Origin of the sequence: Sulfurimonas sp. (assembly GCF_018698455.1) — a bacterium.
Classification (GTDB): Bacteria; Campylobacterota; Campylobacteria; order Campylobacterales; family Sulfurimonadaceae; genus Sulfurimonas.
In genome coordinates, this window is the sequence record NZ_JABIOQ010000017.1 from 22,936 (window position 1) to 44,644 (window position 21,709).

The window sequence follows — 21,709 nt, forward strand, 5'->3', positions numbered from 1 at the left end:
TTTACTTCTTCAACTTCGCTTGTTCTAGTTCCCAGTACTCCATTTCAAAACTATCTTTGAGACTTATACTTTTATATCCACCAAGCTTATCTGCTCTCAAGACTGCTTTCATCGTATGTTCAACTATATCATTCACAATAGCTGCTTCTTTTTTATTTCTTCCAAAACTAATAACTGCAATATTTTTAATAATCATGTAGTTAGGAGTTGCGTTTAACATAATTTCATCAGTAGCAAATGACTCAAAGTATTTTTTATACTCGAGTCTATACTTCTCTAATCCACCCTCTAAATCTGTATCTTCCATGATAAGTGGTATGCGTTTAGTTCGTATAATATGTTCAGGAGTCAAAACACCACGAGATGCAAACTCCCTAAGATTTTCTGACGAAGCATAGTGAACTGCTAATGGTGTTTGGTTAATGTTTATTGAAACATCATAACCTTTTACTTCTGAGAGAACTTTGCTAATTTTAGACATATCACATTGACTACTACTATGGCTACTCTTTATGTTTAAAGAAGCATTTTCTTTTAAAAAATCTTCTGCTAAACTCACTGCATTTATCATCTTGTCATAAGATTTCTTAGCATCATTATCAAAAGTAAAAATTCCGTGGTTATGTAAAATGATTCCATCTATTGAGTCCCAGTTTAAATCCTTAGTTAACTCATAAATTGTATGAGCTAAAATAAATCCTGGCATAACATAGGGAACTATTAAAAAGTTAGGAAAAACTTTCTCTATGTTTTCTAAGCCTCTTTCACAATTAGACATTGTTACCACTGCATCAGCATGTGTATGGTCTACAAACTTATAAGGAATAAGTGCATGAAGAATCGCTTCAACTGATGGGTTTGGTGCAGATTTATCTGTCATTGCAGCCTTTTGTCCACTTACCATCTCTGAGTCACTAAGGTTTTCTTTTTTAGCCATTTCTAATAGTGTTTTCATCTTCACAGAAGCAAAACCCTCTGCTTTAATGCTAACAAGATCCCAACCACTTCCCTTTACAAGAAGTACATCTTCGCCATTTTCAACACTCTTAACCGAAGTGTTTCCTCCACCATGAAGTACAAGTTCATCGCTTTTACCTAAAAGATTTGAAGTATAGACACGAAGGTCAAAATCATTTTCACATTTTTGTGCTTTTTTATCATTCCATAAATTTTTCATTTTTTATCCTAGAACTTCTAATTCATCACTATATTTGTCATTACAAAAAGGCTCATATGAAGACTTGTATACTCTATAGTGTTCTGATGCTTTATGCCCATCCAATGCTGTTTCATTTTCCCATGTTTCTACTGCCATAAATCTTTTTCTATCATTTTCATACTGAAATATTTCATAAAAAAGACATCCTGTTTCTGCTTTACTAGGTATTACCATAGCACAAAGCAACTCTTTCATTTTTACTTCACTACCCTCTTTCGCTATAAATGTTACACTTTTTGTAATTGTCATATTTTCTCACTTTTAATTATTTGTTTTAATTGTTTTAATTTAAGTGATTATATCAAGATTAAAATAACTATACTATAATGAATAAAAATATTCACAAAAGAGCATTATGAATTTACTAATAGAAATAGAAGATGTAATAGAAAATAATGGTTCAGATTTTGAATTATCTAAACTTTTTAAACAGTATATAAAAGAGTATAAAGATTCTCTTGGCGAACTTTTCAAAGAAAACCAAGGGAAGGACTTTCTTGTACGACATACAAAAAAACTTGACTCCATAATCTCTCTTATGTATAAAACAGTACTAAGGCGTACGTTTGGAAACTATATGCCTATGCGAAGTTCTATCCCTATAGCTATCGTTGCACTTGGGAGTTACGGGCGAGAGCAGTTAGCTGTTCATAGTGACATCGACCTTCTCATAGTCTATAAAAAAGTAGATGGTTATAACAGTGAACTCATTATAGAAAAACTCTTTTATCTTGCACTTGATGCTGGCATGAAACTAGGACATCGTGTACATGAAGTAAGTGATCTTTTTAAGGCAAGTGGAGAGGACATCACCATTAGAACTGCGCTTATGGAGTCGCGTTTAATAGAAGGTTCTCCTTTTACCTGGCATGCAACACAAAGAGAATTAAACAAAATACGCTTATTTGAGCAAAAAGAATTTCTTATCGCCAAAATTGACGAGTCGCGTTTAAGAAGAAAAAAACATCCAAATTCTATGCAACCAAATATAAAAGAGAGTGTGGGAGGACTTCGTGATGCTCACCTACTTTTTTGGATTGCAAATACTATTTATGGGGTTAATAAGCTCAGAGACTTAAGTGGGAATGTTTTTTCTGAAGATGAGTATAAAGAGTATAGAGTAGCCCTTGAACTACTGTTTCGTGTTAGAAGTGCCTTGCATCTTATAACTGATAAACAAGAGGATAGACTTCTTCTAGAACATATTCCAGGAGTGAGTAAAATTCTCGGGTTTAAAGATCAAAAGAAGATGGCGGCTAAGGTACTTCAAGCGCAGTGGCGAATAAACAACTTTACCCAAATCTTTGCAAAAAAGATGATGCGTTCATTCCTTGTTGATAAAAGTTATATCAAAAAATTTAGAGATAACCGTCTAGCAAAAGGAATATATGAAATAGACAATAGACTTTTTGCCTCATATAACCTCAAACCACAACCAATAAACAATCTCCTAGAACTTTTAATCTCACTCGAAGATAAGGATCATAAATATGATGCTGGTTTTCTTTACCAAGTTACATATGTAGATATATCGCATCCACTCAAGGCTAAGACATATGCTCTTATTAAAAAGCTTTTACAAAAAGAACATATTTACTCATTTTTAAAACTCTTTTACGATGCTGGAATTTTACATGAGCTCTTTTCAAATTTTAGAAAAGTCATGCACCTTCCACAGTTTGATGGTTACCATCACTATCCTGTAGATATACATTCTATTAAATGTATTGAGGCACTTGAAAACATCAAAGAACCTTTTATAAAAATACTTTTTAATATGTTAAGTAGCGAAGAAAAGCTACTATTAAAAGCCGTCACCCTCTTTCATGACACAGGAAAAGGTCGTAAACAAGACCATTGTGAAGTTGGGGCAAAACTCATAGTTCAGTTTGCTAAAAACATCAAACTCTCACACGAGGCAACAAAAAGGGCTGTCATACTTGTAAGACATCATATTCTTATGAGTGGGGTTGCGTTTAAAGAAAATATTCATAATGAAAAGACTCTTTATAGATTTATGTCCAAAGTAGAAGATGTGAAAAATCTCAACCTTCTGTATATTTTAACCTACGCGGATATTAACGGTGTGGGAGGAGATACTTACAACTCTTTTAATTCTAAACTACTCAAAGACTTGTATATTAGTGCCTTGGAAGTAGCACAAAATAGCAACCGGATAACAGATGCTAAAAAACGCCTTACCATAGAAAATCGAGTTAAAAATCTTAATGACTTCAAAACTTTACCTCGTACTTTCTCAAAAAAAATAATCTCCGTAGAGTCAAATCTCTTTTTCTTTAAACATACACCGCAAGACATTCTAGAGATTGCAAAAAAAGCTAAAGAGACACAGAAATATAGTTTTACTACAAAAAATGAAAAGTCTTTATCTATAGAAATATACAGAAAAATTCCTCTAAATATTGGTTTTCTACTTGCTTCATTATCTCATCTTGACGTTGCATCAATGGAAATATTTACCCTTTTTGATGGGATAAAATACTTTAAAATTGAGTTCATTCAAAATGTTAAAGGCAGTGAGTTAGTAGAAGTTCAAGAGATTATAGATGCTGCGTTTGATATGGAGAGGGTTGTTACACTCAAAGCGGTAAATATTAAACGCGAAGAGATAAATGTGGATTGTAATCATTCTCTTACACATGCTGAAATAACAATTCATACTTCAAATCAACTTGGCCTACTTGCTTATGTGATGCACTGTTTTGAAGAATTAAAAATCAACATTATTACTGCAAAAATACACTCAAGTAAATATAAGGTCAGAGATAGCTTTTTAATGGACAAACAAAATGATATATGTAATAATGTCGAAGATATTTATGCTATGTTATCAAAATAGAATTATTGAGGGGTTTATATGTGCGGAATTGTAGGTTACTTAGGTCAAAAAGACACTAAAGACATTTTACTTGGAGGGCTTAAAGAGTTAGAATACCGTGGGTACGATTCCGCTGGAATAGCAGTACTCCAAGAGGGTAATTTCCATAGTTACAAAGCTACTGGTAAACTCGTAAATTTAGAAGAAAAAACACAAGACTTTATAACTAATGGCTTTGCCATTGGTATTGGTCATACTAGATGGGCAACACATGGAAAACCAACGGAGCTTAATGCTCATCCTCATGTTGGAGAAAGTTCTTATGTTGTGCATAATGGTATCATAGAAAACTATGCTGATTTAAAAAAAGAACTTATAGCAGATGGTGTTAAGTTTTTAAGTCAAACAGATACAGAAGTTATAGTGCATCAGTTTGAAAAAAACCTCAAAACTTCAGACTCTAGTTTTGAAGCCTTTAAAAAAACAATCTCTCAGCTTCAAGGTGCCTATGCCATTTTACTTGTGACTAAAGGTGAAGATGAGACTATATTTTTTGCTAAACATGGTTCACCCATGCTTGTTGGTATAAACGCAGAAAATGAAAAGTACTTTGCTTCTTCTGACACTCCTCTAATAGGTCACTGTAGTGATGTAAACTACTTTGAAGATGGAGACTATGGATATGTTACACCAGTAGGTCTTGCTATATTTGATAAGAACAATAAAGTGCAAAAACCAAATTTCTCTAAACTCACACAAAATAAACTCTCTGCACAAAAAGATGGCTTTCGTTTCTTCATGGAAAAAGAGATTTATGAGCAAGGTGATGTAATAGCAGATACTTTAATGGGACGTTTAAGCGATGAAGAAATACTCTTTGAAGAATTAGACACTACTCTTTTTAAAGGTATAAATGAGATAAAACTTTGTGCTTGTGGTACTTCCTATCACTCAGCACTTACAGCAACATATCTTTTTGAACGCTATGCAAAAATAAAAACTACCATAGAAGTAGCTTCAGAATTTAGATACCGTTCTCCTATAATGAGTAAAGATACCCTCTTTGTTGTCATAAGTCAAAGTGGTGAGACAGCAGATACTCTTGAAACACTCAAGATGGCAAAAAAAGCTGGTCTTAAAACTCTTGTCATCTGTAATGTAGATAACTCGTCGATGGTACGTTTAGCTGATGCTTGTATACTTACTCGTGCTGGAGTTGAAAAAGGTGTCGCTTCTACCAAAGCATTTGCTACACAAGTAACTGTATTTTGGATGCTGAGTCTTTATGTTGGTAAACTTAAAGATACTATGAGTACACAAGAAATAGCAAAACAGATAGCTCTTCTTCGTGAAGTTCCTGGCGCATGTAAAGTGACAGATAACCTTCATGAACGCATTAAAAGATTATCTAAACGCTATCTTCATGGTCATGGTTTTTTCTTTATAGGTCGTGATGTTTTTTATCCACTTGCTCTTGAAGGTGCTTTAAAACTAAAAGAGATAAGTTACCTTCATGCTGAAGGTTACCCAAGTGGAGAGATGAAGCACGGGCCAATAGCCCTCGCCGATCCTGAACTTTTTACCATTGCCCTACTTCCTCAACATCTCTTATATGAAAAAGCAAAATCAAACGTAGAAGAGTTAAGTGCAAGAGATAGTACTATATGTGCTATTAGTGCAATAGAGTTTGACAAGGCGGATGATTTTATAGCTATAAATGAATGTAAAGACTATATGTTAGAATTTTTTGAGATGATGGTTGTTCTTCAAGTACTTTCACTTGAGATATCAGTGCGTTTAGGAAATGATGTAGATATGCCAAGAAACTTAGCAAAAAGTGTAACAGTAGAGTAAAATTTTCTCTCATAAAGAGAGAAAATTAGACATAAAAAAAGGCTCAGTGAAAAATCACCGAGCCTTAAAGGATAACTACAGGTTGCAGATGTCTAGTGACATCCACATCCTGTTCCACAGCTTTCGCCCTCAGGTTCTTTAGCTGGAGCAGGAGCAGCTGCAGTAGAACATGCAGATACACCTGGAGGAGTTGTTGGCTGAACGCCTTTGTTATCAACACCACCATTTGCGTTTATCTCTTCAATAGTTGCCCAAATAGAAGCAGCCGCTTGAGCAAAACGCTTAGCAGATTCAGATGATGGGTTAGAGAAAGTAACTGGTTTACCCTCGTCTCCACCTGTTCTGATTCCTGGTTCTATTGGAATTTCAGCAATAATTTTAGTATCGAATTCATCTGCCATTGGCTGAGATGTTCCTTTACCAAAAATATCGTACTCAACACCAGTATCTGGTGCAATAAATCCACTCATATTCTCAACAATTCCAGCAAGAGGAATATTAAGCTTTTTGAACATGTTCAATGAACGACGTGAGTCATCTAAAGAAACTGCTTGTGGAGTAGTTACCGTAAGACCTGCAGTTACAGGAACAGCTTGAGCTAATGAAAGCTGAGCATCACCAGTTCCTGGAGGCATGTCGATAACTAAACAATCTAACTCTGACCATAAGATGTCACGTAAGAACTGCTCAATAGCTTTCATGATCATAGCTCCACGCCAGATAAGTGCTTGACCTTCATCCATTAGTGAACCCATAGACATAACTTCAATTCCGTAAGCTTTTAAAGGCATTACTTTATTTCCAGTTACTTCTGGTTTAACACCATCAAGACCCATCATACGAGGAGCATTTGGACCATAAATATCTGCATCTAAAAGACCAACTTTAAGTCCTTGAGCAGCTAGAGCGATAGCTATATTTACTGATGTAGTTGACTTTCCAACTCCACCTTTTCCAGAACTTATCATTAAAAAGTTTTTCACTTGTGGTGCTAAGTTTTTACCTTGAGAAGAAGACTCTTTTGGCATTTGTGGAGCTTTAATGTTACAGTTAACATTTGTAGCACCTTCTGCCTTAAGAGCTGCAGTTGACTCATCTTTAATCTGCCCAGCAACTTCTGCTGCACTTGATGTAATGTCACATGTGAAAGAAACATCAGTTCCATTTATTACTATATTATTAACAAAACCAAAAGTAACGATATCTTTAGTAAAACCTGGATACATTACTTTTGAAAGTGCTGTTTTTACAATTTCTTCAGTCATTTGTTATTTTTTCCTTTATAAATTTTATATTTTTGAACTATATCGTATTTAAATAAGACAAAAATTGTCTTATTTAAAAAGCTCTATCATTTAAGTTCTAGTTTATGCTAAAGCAGCTGCTTCTCCAGCTTCTTCTTTAGCTTTTGACTCGTCAATAATTCTTTGGATTCCTTCAGGATTATCCATAATTTCTTGAGTAATTTTGTAAGAACAAAATTTTGGTCCACACATAGAACAAAACTCTGCTTCTTTAAATACATCTTGTGGAAGAGTTTCATCGTGATACTCACGAGCTCTATCACCATCTAATGATAATTCAAACTGCTTTTCCCAGTCAAATGTATAACGTGCATCACTCATAGCATCATCAACATCTCTAGCACCTTTACGACCTCTAGCAATGTCTGCCGCATGAGCTGCAATTTTGTAAGCAATGATTCCTTCACGAACATCATCAGCATTTGGAAGACCTAAGTGCTCTTTTGGTGTAACATAACAAAGCATTGCTGCTCCATGCCAACCACCTACAGCTGCACCGATAGCAGAAGAGATATGATCATATCCAGCTGCAATATCAGTAACTAGGGGGCCTAGAATATAAAAAGGAGCTTCGTGACAAAGTTCTCTTTGAATTTTCATGTTACGTTCGATTTGATTAATAGGAACGTGACCTGGTCCCTCAACCATAACTTGAACATCTCTTTCCCAAGCTCTTAATGTAAGATCACCAAGAACCTTTAGTTCACCTAGTTGTGCCGCATCAGAAGCATCAGCTAAACAACCAGGACGGAGAGAATCTCCAAGAGATAAAGAAACATCATATTTAGCACAGATATCTAAGATCTCATCAAATGCTGTATAAAAAGGATTTTCTCTATGGTAATGCATCATCCATGCAGCCATTAAAGAACCACCACGAGATACGATTCCCATTTTACGTTTTGCAATATTTGGCATTGTCTCAAGTAAGAAACCTGCGTGAATTGTAAAGTATGAAACACCTTGCTTAGCTTGACGCTCTAAAACATCTAGCATTACTTCTATAGTTAAGTCCTCTATCTTGTTGCCAACATCATGAAGAATTTGGTAAATAGGCACAGTCCCTATAGGTATAACAGAAGCATTAATAACTGCTTTACGGATTTCATCTAAATCTCCACCTGTTGAAAGGTCCATAGCTGTATCTGCTTTATACTTTTGAGAAACTTTCATCTTCTCAACTTCGTCTTCAATGTCCGCTGCTATTGCAGATGAACCGATGTTAGCATTTATCTTACATTTAGATGCAATACCAATAGCCATTGGCTCTAAAGTTTCGTGCATTACATTTGCAGGAATAATCATACGTCCACGTGCAACTTCACTACGAACTAGTTCAGGAGAAAGATCTTCTATCTTAGCAACATACTCCATTTCACCTGTAATAATACCTTTCTTTGCATAAAACATTTGTGTACGTACCGGGTCGTTTTCACGTTCTTTTAACCATGTAGCTCTCATAATCTCTCCTTGAATATTTAATTAAAATAGTTTCTATAATGGCAATATAATCAAATAAAGTTAATCTAAGCTAAAAATCCATTATTAAGTTAAGGATTAAACCTAAAAAATCATCTAAGGTGTATTAAAACATAAGATATATATCAAGATTATTAAAAGAAAGATAGTGTATAATTTCGTAACACTTTATTTATGAGGAGGCAGTTTGTCTGATTTAACTCTTATACTACTGTCTGCTGGTAGTTCTAGCCGTTTTGGGCTAGATGTAAAAAAACATTGGCTGAGAATAGAGCATCAACCACTGTGGAATTTTGTAGCACATAGGCTACAAAAAAGTAAATTCTTTGTAAATGTAATAATTGTCGCCTCTAAAGATGAAATCTCATTTATGAAAAACTATGCTGAGTATACTTTTGTTACAGGTGGTAAGTCGCGACAAGAATCTTTAAGTAATGCAATGGAAGTCGTGAAGAGTGAATTTGTCTTAGTAAGTGATATCGCTCGGGCTTGTATTGGTGAGGATTTTCTAGAGAGAATTATCGCTTTAAAAGGCAAGAGTGATTGTATTGTCCCCTTTCTGAAAGTCACAGATACTATAGTATATGAAGACGAAACTATTGACAGAGAAAAAGTCAAGAGAATTCAAACTCCACAACTTTCTCGTAGTGATATATTAAGAAAAGCACTTCAAACAGAGACTGAGTATACAGATGAAAGCAGTGCTATCGTTGCATTTGGTGGAACTCGAGAGTTTATTTTAGGTGAAGAGTCTGCTCATAAGATTACTTATGTAAATGACTTAAACCTTATGCCTTGTCTTAAAGCACCAGTGGACGACACACTCAGTGGTAATGGATTTGATGTTCATGCATTTGAAGATGGTGGCCAAATGTGGTTAGGTGGTGTCAAAATAGACTCTGAGTTTAGTTTTAAAGCTCATAGTGATGGAGATGTAGCACTACACTCACTCATTGATGCACTTTTAGGAGCTGCAGGAATGGGAGACATCGGAATGATGTTCCCTGACAACGATGATGAGTACAAGGGAATAGACTCTAAAGAACTTCTCAAAAGAGTTGTGAGTAAGATTTATAACTTTGGTTTTATTATCGTCAATGTAGACATCACAATAGCTGCACAAAAACCAAGAATCGGTCAGTATAAGCTTGAGATGCGAAGAGTAATAGCAGATATACTTAATATAGATGCTGCACGTGTCAATGTAAAAGCAACAACAACAGAAAAACTCGGTTTTATAGGTAGAGAAGAAGGTGTTGGGGTAACGGCTAATGCAAACTTGAAATATTTTAACTGGAAAACAATAGGATAATATGAAAATACTAATAATTGAAAACGAAATTTACTTAGCACAAAGTATAGCTACAAAACTAGGTGAACTTGGACATGTATGTGAAATGTGTACCTCTACAAAAGATGCTATAAGAAGTAATAACTATGATGTTGTCCTTCTATCAACAAACATTAATGGGCAAGACTTCAACCCTGTTATAGAAACTTTTAAAAGTTCTATTGTTATCTTAATGGTTTCATATATATCTAATGACACTGTGTCCAAACCTTTAGCTTCAGGAGCAAAAGATTATATTTTAAAACCATTTATGATAGAAGAGTTAATTCGTAAAATTAATCACTATCAAGATTATGAAAAACTCAAACGTCGAAATACAGCTTATGAGAAATATCTCAACCATTCTTTTACAAATGCAATGCATGATAATAGTTTTACAAATATTGCTCTTCCACTTTTCATATCTTCAAGTTTTCAAAAATATGCTGATGCATTTGCATTTGAGTATGCTCAGAAAAAAGATATACCTATAAACTTTTTAACATTAAGTGATTCAAAAAGCTTAAATGAAATAAAAAACATTCCTCAAAATAGTCTTATATATGTTATAGATTATCAAGTACTCAAAAAGGGTGATAAAAAAAGTTTTTGTGAATTAATTGTAGGTAGAAATATTATTATATCTAGTACGGATAAAATAGAAGACATAGAACATCCAATACTAGAACTAGAAAATGAAAACAACATTTTTGACAAGGGAGAGATACTTCCCATTGAAGACTATGTTAAGTTTATAATTTTAAACTATCAAGATAAATATCCAGATACAGAACTTTCTAAAAAACTAGGAATAAGCCGTAAAAGCTTATGGGAAAAGCGCAAAAAATATGACATCATCAAGAAAAAATAAAACTATCTTTATAGATAGAGAAGCAACTTCTGCACTAAAACTAGTTGCTGATTCTCTTCTCCTCCCTGTAACCAAACTGATGTCGGAGTCTGACTCTATAGAAGTACTCAAAACAGGACTTCTCAACTCAAAATCATTTCCATTTTCTTTTCTCTTAGCACCCTCAGGTAAAAAAAATGTAGAGGTTATTCAATCTTTGGAGATTGGTGAAGAGATTTCTCTTATCTGTGAGGATGAGGAATTTGCAACACTTATAGTTAATGAAACTTTCGAGGTAAGTCCCAATGACAGAGTCAGACTTATCTATGGAACGGATGATCAAACACACCCTGGTGTTATGCAAACGATGAAGCGCTTTGGTTCATTTGCAATTTGTGGGGAGTATACACTTACTAATGCAGAAGAAAACCAAAACAAGCTCACAATACAACAGGCTAAAGAAAGAATAGATGCTAAACATGTAAGTTCTCTCGTAATGTCGGCTAATCCTCTTCACCGTGGACACGAACGTCTCATTCGTCAGACACTAGACAATACAGACCTCTTAGTTATCTTTTTACTCAAACCATATAATAGCGACAACATTAGTTTTGAGATAAGAAAAGAGTCACTCGAGTACTTTATAAACAACTACCTTACAAAGAACCGCGTTATTATCGTACCTTTAGAAAATAGTTATGTTTTTGCTGGTCATAATGAAATCATCATTGATGCCATGATTGCAAATAACTATGGCTGTGATAGACTTACCATTGGACGGAACCATTCTGGTCTTGGTATGTTTTCTGACGCCAACTCAAACAAGTCTATTGTTGATAATATAACAAGTATAGACATTGAGATAAATATTGCAAGTGAATATGTTTACTGTGACTTATGTACAACTCTTGTAAGTAAGAACACTTGTCCTCATGGTCAACACCATCAAATTTCTTACCATTCAGACTCCATTCTAGCACTCCTTGAAGCAGGTCTACTCCCTCCAGCCGTTCTCATAAGAAAAGAAATTTCAGCACTCCTGCTTTCTAAGCTTTATCCTAATAGATTTAAAAATTTAGAAAAGCTCTACTATGATACTTTTGCGACAAAAGGACTTCTTGAGGAACATAATGAGAAAGACTTTTACCTTGAACTTATGAAGTTATATAAAACAGCTTCTCTTACTTAGGAATATTTATGAATTACTTTTTTATCACACTTTTTTACTCAGGTCTTGCTCCAAAAGCTCCAGGAACTATTGGTACACTTGTCGCTTTTCCTCTTGGACTTTTCATACTCATCTACCTTGATGCTTCAACACTTTTTCTAGCCACTCTACTCATCACTCTAGTAGCTATAAAGTCTATAAATAAGTATGAACTCGAAACTGGTAGTCATGATGATAAACGCATAGTAATTGATGAACTAGTTGGTATGTGGTTTGCATTAAGCATAGCTCCAGCTATTGGTGTAACATTTGAAGAAATTTCAGACCTTAGTAATGGATTTTTAATCCAAGCCCTTTTATCTTTTGCACTCTTTAGATATTTTGATATAGCTAAACCATCTATTATCGGAAGAATTGACCGTGATGCCAAAGGTGGTATTGGAGTTATGGGTGACGATATTGTTGCAGGATTTGCAGCGGGAATCGCTAGTTCTTCTTTATGGCAAGGCTATTTCTACCTGCAAACTTTTATCTAAGCAGTTTAGTAACTATACATATCATCTTTAGAGATGACTCGTATCATATTTGTAGAGCCTGTTTTTCCAATGGGATCACCTGCTGTTAAGATATAACTATATTTTTTCTTAACAGCACCACTTTTTAAACCTCGTATCATCAAAGAATCAAGTATCATTTCTAAACTCTCTTTTCTCACTGACATCAGAGGTATCACCCCCCAAATTAAAGTCATTTGACCTCGTGTTTGAGAATCATGAGTGATTGCATAAATGGTCTTTTTTGGTCTATATCGTGCTAGTTTTCTAGTCGAAGCGCCTGAAGATGTAATAGAAAATATTCCCTTTGTATCCAAGTCACATGAAAGTCTTACAGCGGACTCATTAATTGTGTCTCCACTATCTTTTATAGTAAACTCCCCTAGTTTATAGTAAGCATACCTTTTTTCTGTTTCTTGTATAGTATTTACCATCGTCTCTACTGCTAAAACTGGATAATCACCTACAGCACTCTCTTCTGAGAGCATTACTGCGTCAGTTCCATCCATAACAGCATTTGCTATGTCACTTATTTCAGCTCGTGTTGCTCTTTGGTTAGTTGTCATGGTAAGTAGCATTTGAGTTGCAGTTATAACTGGTATGGAAGCTTCATTTGCTTTATGAATAAGCATTTTTTGTATGTTAGGTACTTCATAGTATGGTACTTCTATTCCAAGGTCTCCACGGGCAACCATAAGTCCATCGCTTACTTGTATAATTTCATCTATATTTTGGACTGCATCAAATTTTTCTATTTTAGCTATGAGATGTTGAGTGCCACCGAGCGCAGTTACAATTTCTCTAGCCTTGCGCATATCTTGTGCACTTTGTACAAATGATATAGCCATAAAGTCCACACCATTCTTAACACCCCAAGCGATGTCATCTCTATCTTTCCCAGTTAAAACATCTACACCAAGTTTTGTATTTGGGAAATTAACACCTTTTTTCGAAGAAAGTATTCCTCTATTTTCGACAAGAACTTTAACACTATTTCCATCCAATGAAATAACTTTTGTTCTGATAATACCATCGTATAAATAGATATAATCATCAACCTTCAATTGTTCAAGAACTTCAGGATAGTTGATAGAAACTCTATAACTACTAGGAGATAGTTGCTCACCAACAATACTCTCTTCAACAAAGGTAATTTCATTGCCCTCAAAGAGTTCAAAATTATGAGAAAGGTTCCCTATTCTAATTTTTGGTCCGCTTATATCTTGTAAAATGCCGACAACTAAGTTTGTCTGCTCCATTGCAATTCTAATGTTTTGTAAAACTCTAAGGTGTTGTTCGTGAGTTCCGTGGCTGAAGTTAAGGCGAAAGAGATTTACGCCAGCTCTAATAAGTGCCACCAACATCTCTAAAGAGTCCGAAGCTGGACCTACGGTGGCAAGGATTTTAGTTCTTTTTTTCATCTATAATAACTCCCTGTAATTGGGTCAATTTTATAGATTATACCATTAATGGATCAGAAGTCGCTTCTATCTCTTCAAATTCTGCAATGATTGTTGTAAACATTTTTATATTTTTTTTCGCTTTTGCTATATTACTATCAAAAATGGCTTTTGATGCAGGAAAAGCATCTCCTAATTCTGTATAGATTAAAATACGTCCATTTATATGCTTCTCTATCTCAGTAAAAGCATCTGTTAAGTATGTCTTTTTTGTAGTATGTCTAAAAAGAGCTCGTACCATTTTAATACGCTCTTTAATAGGAATAGACTCATCAATAGCCGTTGCAATTCTTTTTATATCTATACGAGAAAGATAAACACCACTAATAGCAGGTGAAAGTAGTTTTGCTGTAAGTGCATCAACAAACTGAGGTACGGGCTCATCATCTGTTTGATCTCCTGCATCTCTATTTTCAACTATGTTACCATCTTCATCTGTAACACATTCGTTTTTTACAAACTTATCAAACTCTGCTCTTAAATCGCTAATATTGTCATTTTCCATACTATTATTCCTTGTGTTTATTTTTTTGTTATTTCTATATATGCTTTATTTGTAAGTTTGTCAATAATGTCATCATAACTTACATACTCTGCGTTTAAGTCTATGGCTCTTTGTTTCAAAGCTGAAAACTCTTTGTTATTTTTCATATCCATAGAAACTTTTGGCAACTTATCTATCATAGTTAAATGAGTCATCTCTGAAAAATCAAGTACAAGATCAAACATAGACATGTCTATACTCATATCTCTTGCTATTCTATTTATATCTGCATCTTTAAGTTCTACTTCGGCTGTAAAACTCATAAGTTCCTCAAGATTTTCATTATAATAACTAACATCAAATCCACAAGCCATAAATGCAAAAGCTTTTGCATAATGATTTACACCGATGATAGCTACCTTCAGAGCACCTATGTCTTTTAAATGTTCAGTTAACACTCTCAAACTAAAGATATCACCGCGAAGTGTTTCACCCTCTTTATAGATGATGTCACACATTCCACTGCGTTTAACCAAACTAGATGCATTATCGAGTATCTCTACGACTTGGGAGACATACTCACTTGAAATAACAGATCCATTAACATGAGACTTTTTCATATTACTCACAGTAAAATACAAATCGTCTTCACGAATGTTCATAGGAATCATCATTACATCATCACTATTGTCTTTAAACTTTTTATTCATAATGGCAGAAAAGCGACTAGCACCTGCTGATTCACCTATAAAACCAAATAATCTCGTCTGCTTTGAGATTTGGTTGTCATCATTCATCATTGTATATTATCCTTATTTAACACCGACTATACCCCATAGTTCTCGTGCTTCTTCTTCTTCACATTTACATCTATAACAGACTTTATCTTCTGTGTTTGTACTAAAAACAACATCACATTCATCACAACGACGTACATGAAACTTAACAAGACTCTGTACTGTTGGAGTAAAAAACTCTTTGATGTCGTAAGAAGTTGAAAGAGTAAGTGCATCTGGTTCACATACATCATGACAGATATGACACTTTATACAAAGAAAAGGGTCAAACTCTATCTTTGAATTTTTCGTATCAGATGTAAGAGCTGCAGTTGGACAAACGCGGTAACACATTTGACATGCCGTACATAATTCTTCATTCATCAATTTTTGTGAAGTAAATGAAACTTCTGTTGCATCTACTACATGAAACTGTGAAGGTTTTTCAACTCTTTTTATCGCCGTGAAAAATATTTTTCTTCGATCAGGAATTGTCTTTTTTCTTAGAAGTGCAATATCTTTGTTCTCTAAACTATGTTCAACGAGTTCGTCACCAGCTTTTTGAACTTCGTCTTCAAAGTTTTTCTTTACTTTAGCGACTGTTTGAAGATTGACCGCATTTAAAAAGTCGCGTCTTCCGCTCTCTTTATTTTCACTCTCATAACAAAGATTTTCAAGCTTAATAGTTGCCGTATTTTCCATTGCGTCTAAAAGATAAGTCGCTTCTTCATAGTTACTCATTATCTGCTTATGACATGTATGTGCAATGTCACATCCATCACAATAACCCATGTCAAAAACAATCTCTTTTTTCAAAACTGCTAAAGAGATAATATGCTCAATGCTCAGTACTGAAATACAAGGAACATTTTTTCTACATGAGAGAAGATTATCTTCTGCTTCTGCAAAGTCAAAGAAAAAGTTTGTAGAGTTAAACTCTTCTAGTTCAAGTGCTTCGCTAGGACATACACCTACACAACCACCACAGGTTACACAAGATGAAAAGTTAATAGAAGGAAGATTTGTATTCTCCCCCATTACTATCGCGTTTGTTGGACAAACCTCTTCACATTTATTACATTCGCTATGAACACTTAAGGAACGAACACAAGAACCTGTACTAAGAGCTATCATTTTATAAACTTAGCTCTTTTGTAAGATATTCATTATCACTTAAAATAAACTCTAGTGCCATCTCTGCACCATCATAATAAAGCGGTGTTCTAGACTCATACTTCATATTTATAAGATAAAGTGGAGCCCAGTTAAGGAGGTGCTTATTTAAAAACTCATGCTGTGCAGTTTTAAAATCTTTTACTGCTATCATATCTCCATTTTTTTGTGCTTCGAATTCTGCATTTGTAAGATGATGCATAAATTCTAACTCAACGCCAATATGGTCAGATGAAAGTGTACGAGCAGCTTCATAATCTACCATAAAATCATAAGCACTGTATATATCTGTTACAGGATTTGCTCCGCCAGTTTCTATCATCTGATCATCTCTTGTATAAAAAGTTTCATAGGGAATAAGGTGTAAAACAGAAAGGTTAACAAAGTCAGGGTTTAAATACTCTTCTAAAAGCTTTTGTTCTGGAAGTGTGGTAAGAGGTTCCCATTCTTTAAGTGTTGGAAAAAAGTCCAACATTATTTCATCATTTTTAATCATTTTAAGAGTATCAATATCTAACTCTTGAAGCAGTACTCGCGACAAAAGAGCATATATATTCACACGTGATTGTAATTGTTGCATAAATCTTCTTTTATAATAGATTTTTAAAAGCTGATTTTAGCGGAAAAATCTGAATGTATGGTTAATTGTTCACTTGTGTCTCATTATAGATAGAGAGTGAAGGAAAAGCAAATTCTAGAGAATTCTGCTCTAATATAGCCATTAACTTATGCATAACATCTTCTTTTACTATTAACCAGTCTTCCCACATCACTGATTTTGTAAAACAGTAAACAAGTATATTTATACTGGAATCCGAAAATTCATCTAAAAAGACTAAAAGAGTATTTTTTACACCTTCTAAATCATCTTTTGAAACTAATTTTGCCATATGAGCATCAGAATTAATATGTTGATACTTTGTATTTTTAGTGGCAATTCCTGGATGTTTGTCTAACATTTCTCTTATTTGTAGCACAGTATTTTTAATATCTTGACTTTTAGAATCATACTTTACACCAATGCTCATTTTTATTCTACGACCAAGTATTCTTTTATTCCAGTTTTTAACATCTTTAGAGGCAAAAGTACCATTGGGAATAGCAATAAGTGCATTATCAAAAGTTCTCATTGTGGTTACTCGTAAACCTATCTCCACTACCACCCCCTCATGTCCATCTACCGCTATCCAGTCACCTTGAGAGAACACATCGCTAAAAAGGATGGAAAGTGTTCCAAAAAAGTTGCTAATGGTGTCTTTTGCAGCAAATGCAACAGCAAAACCACCTATCCCGAGTCCAGAGAGTACTGCGGTAAGATTGACACCAGCAAAAAATAGCATAATTAACAGACCCAGTATAATAATTACAAAATTTACAATTTTAATTCCAATATTAACCAAGTCGTTTTTAATGCTTCCGTTTCCATAACTTGCTTGTTTTAATTTAATGACGGCAACGGTATTTATCACTTTATAGATAAGAAGAGTAAACACAAATCCATATATTATGTTAAAGATTCTTTCAACACTTCCTAAACTACTAAAATTATTATAAACATTAATAATCATATGAATATTAATGACAATCATTAACTTATCTATTGTTACTTGTATACTTTTAATGACTTCGTGAGAATATTCTTTAAATATATTTATTTTTGGGATATAACGTTCTAGAACTATATTAAATGCTCTTCTAAAGAGATAAATCATAACAATTAAAACTAGAATAATACTAATTTTTATTATATTAAGTCCATATATCTCCAGAAAAGGATTAATCACCTCTACGATGGGAACAGTATTTACAAAAACTACGAAAGAGGCAAGATAATATTTTGAGTATTTATTTAGCCTATACATCGCCCCTTCATAGGTGTATAGATAACTAATTACATCCGCATTTATATCTTTTATTACTTGAAATTCTTCTATATTTTTTTTCACAGCCGTAAATATTTTTGACTCGTCCTCTTGCTTTAGCAAATATGAATAGTCAGCATCATAAAATTCTTGCATAGCCACTTTATTTGTAGTTATGTGCTCATTTAAGCGTTCGCGATACTTTTCTATAGTTGTTTCGTCCAAGCTTACTAGCACATTTCTTATCATTGTATTTTGATTACGAATTAAACTATATGATTTTAAAACAATCTCATCACGAAGAATGGCATACCTGTTTCCAGCTCTTTTATTTATAGCTATTACTTTTTTCAGTGCGATTATTTTTCTCTCAAAATTACTTAAATTTCTTATATAGTTATTTTTATTTATCATCAATTTATTCAAAGTGTTATGAAAAATCTCTTCTTGTTTTTCCACTAACTTTGTCAGCTCTTTTTCTGAAGTATTTAAGTCATTCATGCTTTCTGCAATAAGAATCTGGGAATCAATAAATTCAGAATATTTTACTTCCGCATGAAGAAAAACTGTACTAAAGATAACTAGGATGCAAAGAAAGTGCTTCGTATTGAACTTCATCACTTTCCTTAAATTCCTTCAGCAATCATAGCATCAGCAACTTTTTTAAATCCAGCGATATTAGCACCATCAACATAGTTGCCTTCAACACCATAATCCTTGGCAGTTAAAGCTACACGTTTACATATCTCTTGCATTGTCAGTTTTAGTTTTTCGTCAACTTTTTCAAAACTCCACTTACTCATAGAAGCATTCTGGGCCATTTCAAATTCACTTACGGCTACACCGCCTGCGTTAGCAGCTTTTGCAGGACCAAAACATAAACCATGAGATTGAATGATTGTTATGGCTTCAGGAGTCGATGGCATATTTGCACCTTCAGTGACACTTACACAACCATTTGTTACTAAGTTTCTAGCATCATTTTCTGTAAGTTCATTTTGTGTTGCACAAGGAAAAGCTGCATAACATGGGATATCCCAAACCGCATGACAACCTTCTTGATATTCTTCTACTGGGATATATTTTGCTTCAGGATGAATCAGTAAATATTTATCTAGAGAAGTTCGCTCTTCAAGTTTTAATACTTTAAGTAGTTCAATATCTATTCCTCTCTTGTCATAAATAGTACCTTGTGAGTCTGTACTTGTAACCGGGATAGCACCAAGTTGCAGTAATTTCTCAATAGCATGAAGGGCAACATTACCAGCGCCACTTACTGCACAGATTTTACCATTTAAGCTGTTTTTTCCTTCCATTTCCAGCATACTCTCAGTAAAATACACTGCGCCATATCCTGTAGCTTCTGGTCGCATAAGCGAACCACCAAAAAAATAAGGCTTACCGGTTAGAACACCTTCAAATGAAGAAGTTATCTTTTTATACTCACCAAATAAGTAACCAATTTCACGTCCACCAACACCAATATCTCCAGCAGGAACATCAATTCGTGGTCCAATGTATTTATGCAACTCTGTCATAAATGCAGAACAAAACTTCATAACTTCAAAGTCACTTTTACCTTTGGGATTAAAATCACTACCACCTTTACCTCCACCAATAGGAAGGCCTGTTAGCGCATTTTTAAGAATTTGTTCAAATCCTAAAAATTTTAAAATTCCTTCATTTACTGTAGGATGGAAACGAAGACCACCTTTGTATGGCCCTAGAGCATTATTAAATTGAACACGGTACCCTGTATTTACTTTAATATTTTGCTGATCATCCATCCAAGTTACTTTAAACTTTACAATTCTATCTGGTACCACAAGGCGCTCTAAAATCGAATACTTTTTATATTTATCATCAGATTCAAGCAAGGGAGCAATTGAACATATAACTTCTTCCATGGCTTGATAAAACACCTTGTTTTCATTACAATCACCATCTTCAAGTGTTTTTATTTTATTTTGTGCTATTGACATTACTGTTCCTTATATTTTATAAAATTATAATTTTATAATCCATATTCATCAATTATATTATAAAATATAAAATACGGTTTTTTTGATTTTTCACTCGGGATAAGAAACCCTAGCACTTAGCTAATTTGGCTTTTCAGAAGCTCTAATTTTTTTCTTATTTTTGCTTCTCACTTGTTAGAAAGTTTTACCTCTTTTCTTGTCTCTTCATTTTTAGTTTTCTTCGCCATTATGAGATTCCTGTATAATTATTTTAATAATAATTATACTCATAAAATATTTATGTTTTGATTAAGTTACTTTAATCGTACGTAAACACAAGTTATTCTTGAGTTGTATTTCGTAGTATAGCTATTATTGTCGTAAAATCTTCACTCCTATTTACAATTGTCTCAATCTGAGCTATTTTGTCCATAATATCTATAAATACTAGCATTGCAATAATTACAGTATAGGGTTTACTCTAAATCTTTGAATAAGGCACAATAGTTTTATATTTATAACTTATTCTTCTTATATTGCTAACAATGTAATATGTGAGGAATGAAAGTGTAATTCTTGCTATCAAAGAGTTACTTAAATTTTCAACTACTTTTACAATTAAACTATTAACTTTTGTGGGAATCAACAAATAGCTCTATAGTTTAATGTAAATACTAAAAAATATTTTTAGTGCTAATCCTGGGGGGGGAAGACTGTGAAAATCTCACAGTCTCAGGAGTTTATAAATAATTTATATTATAGTGCAAGCGTGATATTTACAGTTGGTGTTACCGATGCATCAGGCCAAGGAATTGGTATAGGAGATGCAGCTTGTCCATCGCGCTTAAAGTCTCCATTACTAGAGTCTAACACACCGTCAGACATTGTGTCAAATGCAAGTGCAACATCAGTCGGCATTCCAGAGATGTATAATACATTTTTTGCACCATCGTTAGTGTTTCTCCACATCAAACGTGCAATGGCAGTACTAGTACTATATTTACCTTTAATTTTATAAGAACCGCCACTTGAGGTGGCTATATTTCCTACTGGAATATCTAAACCAACGGCTTTCAATCTATCTTGAACAGTAACGGTGTTATCCAAACGAATATTATTATTCTGTCCATTTCCATTTGTATCCCCCAGAATACTCCCTGTCCTATCTTGATAAGAGTTAGCTGCAACTTGCCATCCCTTAATCCAAGTATTATAAATCTTTTTCTGCTCAGCAGAACTAATTAAATCCTTGCCTTTCATAACTCCACCAATGATCAAACCTATAATTACCAATATTATTGATAACTCTACAAGGGTAAAACCTTTTCTCATAACTAACTCCTTAATTTTGATAATTTATTTTACCATAATTCTTAGACACTAACAAGCATAAGTC

Annotated in this window: 18 protein-coding genes; 6 read left to right on the forward strand and 12 right to left on the reverse strand. The window is 33.9% G+C overall.

Going from position 1 to position 21,709, the window contains the following annotated elements:
- Position 1: 1 nt before the first annotated feature.
- Together HOG88_RS02710 and HOG88_RS02715 are read right to left on the reverse strand one after the other, a co-directional pair.
- On the reverse strand, positions 2 to 1,177 hold the full coding sequence (locus HOG88_RS02710) for a class II aldolase/adducin family protein (protein ID WP_295002879.1): 1,176 nt from the start codon (positions 1,175 to 1,177) through the stop codon (positions 2 to 4).
- Between the two features lie 3 nt (positions 1,178 to 1,180).
- Positions 1,181 to 1,468 carry a putative quinol monooxygenase gene (locus HOG88_RS02715; RefSeq protein WP_295002881.1) on the reverse strand — a complete coding sequence of 96 codons (288 nt, stop codon included), beginning with the start codon at positions 1,466 to 1,468 and terminating at the stop codon, positions 1,181 to 1,183.
- Positions 1,469 to 1,574: 106 nt separating this feature from the next.
- Here HOG88_RS02715 and HOG88_RS02720 point away from each other — a divergent pair, with 106 nt between their 5' ends.
- Both HOG88_RS02720 and glmS read left to right on the forward strand, forming a co-directional pair.
- Entirely contained in the window at positions 1,575 to 4,079 is a 2,505-nt protein-coding gene (locus HOG88_RS02720; RefSeq protein WP_295002883.1) for an HD domain-containing protein, read from the forward strand.
- An 18-nt stretch (positions 4,080 to 4,097) separates the two neighbouring features.
- Entirely contained in the window at positions 4,098 to 5,912 is a 1,815-nt protein-coding gene (glmS, locus tag HOG88_RS02725; protein ID WP_295002885.1) for a glutamine--fructose-6-phosphate transaminase (isomerizing), read from the forward strand.
- Between the two features lie 92 nt (positions 5,913 to 6,004).
- Here glmS and HOG88_RS02730 read toward each other — a convergent pair whose 3' ends face one another.
- Together HOG88_RS02730 and thiC are read right to left on the reverse strand one after the other, a co-directional pair.
- On the reverse strand, positions 6,005 to 7,177 hold the full coding sequence (locus HOG88_RS02730) for an Mrp/NBP35 family ATP-binding protein (RefSeq protein ID WP_295002887.1): 1,173 nt from the start codon (positions 7,175 to 7,177) through the stop codon (positions 6,005 to 6,007).
- 102 nt (positions 7,178 to 7,279) lie between these two features.
- Positions 7,280 to 8,677 carry a phosphomethylpyrimidine synthase ThiC gene (thiC, locus tag HOG88_RS02735; protein WP_295002889.1) on the reverse strand — a complete coding sequence of 466 codons (1,398 nt, stop codon included), beginning with the start codon at positions 8,675 to 8,677 and terminating at the stop codon, positions 7,280 to 7,282.
- Between the two features lie 205 nt (positions 8,678 to 8,882).
- Here thiC and HOG88_RS02740 point away from each other — a divergent pair, with 205 nt between their 5' ends.
- From HOG88_RS02740 to HOG88_RS02755, 4 genes are read left to right on the forward strand one after another with little or no spacing between them, the layout of a single operon-like run.
- Complete coding sequence (locus tag HOG88_RS02740; RefSeq protein ID WP_295002891.1) at positions 8,883 to 10,007, forward strand: bifunctional 2-C-methyl-D-erythritol 4-phosphate cytidylyltransferase/2-C-methyl-D-erythritol 2,4-cyclodiphosphate synthase; 1,125 nt, start codon at positions 8,883 to 8,885, stop codon at positions 10,005 to 10,007.
- 1 nt (position 10,008) lies between these two features.
- The gene (locus HOG88_RS02745; RefSeq protein WP_295002893.1) at positions 10,009 to 10,896 is read left to right on the forward strand and encodes a response regulator; all 888 of its coding nucleotides are present in this window, start codon (positions 10,009 to 10,011) and stop codon (positions 10,894 to 10,896) included.
- A complete protein-coding gene (locus HOG88_RS02750) occupies positions 10,874 to 12,064 on the forward strand; it encodes a sulfate adenylyltransferase (protein ID WP_295002895.1) in 1,191 nt (396 codons plus the stop codon). Before HOG88_RS02745 ends, HOG88_RS02750 begins: the two co-directional genes overlap by 23 nt.
- Positions 12,065 to 12,072: 8 nt before the next feature.
- Positions 12,073 to 12,579: a phosphatidylglycerophosphatase A gene (locus HOG88_RS02755; RefSeq protein ID WP_295002897.1), complete on the forward strand. Its 507-nt coding sequence runs from the start codon at positions 12,073 to 12,075 to the stop codon at positions 12,577 to 12,579.
- A gap of 5 nt (positions 12,580 to 12,584) precedes the next feature.
- On the opposite strand, the gene pyk is transcribed toward HOG88_RS02755, so the two are convergent.
- The 8 genes from pyk to HOG88_RS02795 all read right to left on the reverse strand — a co-directional run bounded on the left by pyk (position 12,585) and on the right by HOG88_RS02795 (position 21,645).
- The gene (gene pyk, locus HOG88_RS02760) at positions 12,585 to 14,018 is read right to left on the reverse strand and encodes a pyruvate kinase (RefSeq protein WP_295002899.1); all 1,434 of its coding nucleotides are present in this window, start codon (positions 14,016 to 14,018) and stop codon (positions 12,585 to 12,587) included.
- Between the two features lie 37 nt (positions 14,019 to 14,055).
- Positions 14,056 to 14,562: a hypothetical protein gene (locus tag HOG88_RS02765; protein WP_295002902.1), complete on the reverse strand. Its 507-nt coding sequence runs from the start codon at positions 14,560 to 14,562 to the stop codon at positions 14,056 to 14,058.
- Positions 14,563 to 14,579: 17 nt separating this feature from the next.
- Entirely contained in the window at positions 14,580 to 15,341 is a 762-nt protein-coding gene (locus tag HOG88_RS02770; RefSeq protein ID WP_295002905.1) for a hypothetical protein, read from the reverse strand.
- Positions 15,342 to 15,353: 12 nt separating this feature from the next.
- Positions 15,354 to 16,451, reverse strand: a complete 1,098-nt coding sequence (locus HOG88_RS02775; RefSeq protein ID WP_295002908.1) for a 4Fe-4S binding protein — start codon at positions 16,449 to 16,451, stop codon at positions 15,354 to 15,356.
- A gap of 1 nt (position 16,452) precedes the next feature.
- Complete coding sequence (locus HOG88_RS02780; RefSeq protein WP_295002911.1) at positions 16,453 to 17,070, reverse strand: molecular chaperone; 618 nt, start codon at positions 17,068 to 17,070, stop codon at positions 16,453 to 16,455.
- 61 nt (positions 17,071 to 17,131) lie between these two features.
- The gene (locus HOG88_RS02785) at positions 17,132 to 18,970 is read right to left on the reverse strand and encodes a mechanosensitive ion channel family protein (RefSeq protein WP_295002914.1); all 1,839 of its coding nucleotides are present in this window, start codon (positions 18,968 to 18,970) and stop codon (positions 17,132 to 17,134) included.
- A gap of 8 nt (positions 18,971 to 18,978) precedes the next feature.
- Positions 18,979 to 20,334 carry an NADP-specific glutamate dehydrogenase gene (gene gdhA / locus HOG88_RS02790; protein WP_295002916.1) on the reverse strand — a complete coding sequence of 452 codons (1,356 nt, stop codon included), beginning with the start codon at positions 20,332 to 20,334 and terminating at the stop codon, positions 18,979 to 18,981.
- 735 nt (positions 20,335 to 21,069) lie between these two features.
- The gene (locus HOG88_RS02795) at positions 21,070 to 21,645 is read right to left on the reverse strand and encodes a prepilin-type N-terminal cleavage/methylation domain-containing protein (RefSeq protein ID WP_295002918.1); all 576 of its coding nucleotides are present in this window, start codon (positions 21,643 to 21,645) and stop codon (positions 21,070 to 21,072) included.
- Positions 21,646 to 21,709 lie beyond the last annotated feature (64 nt).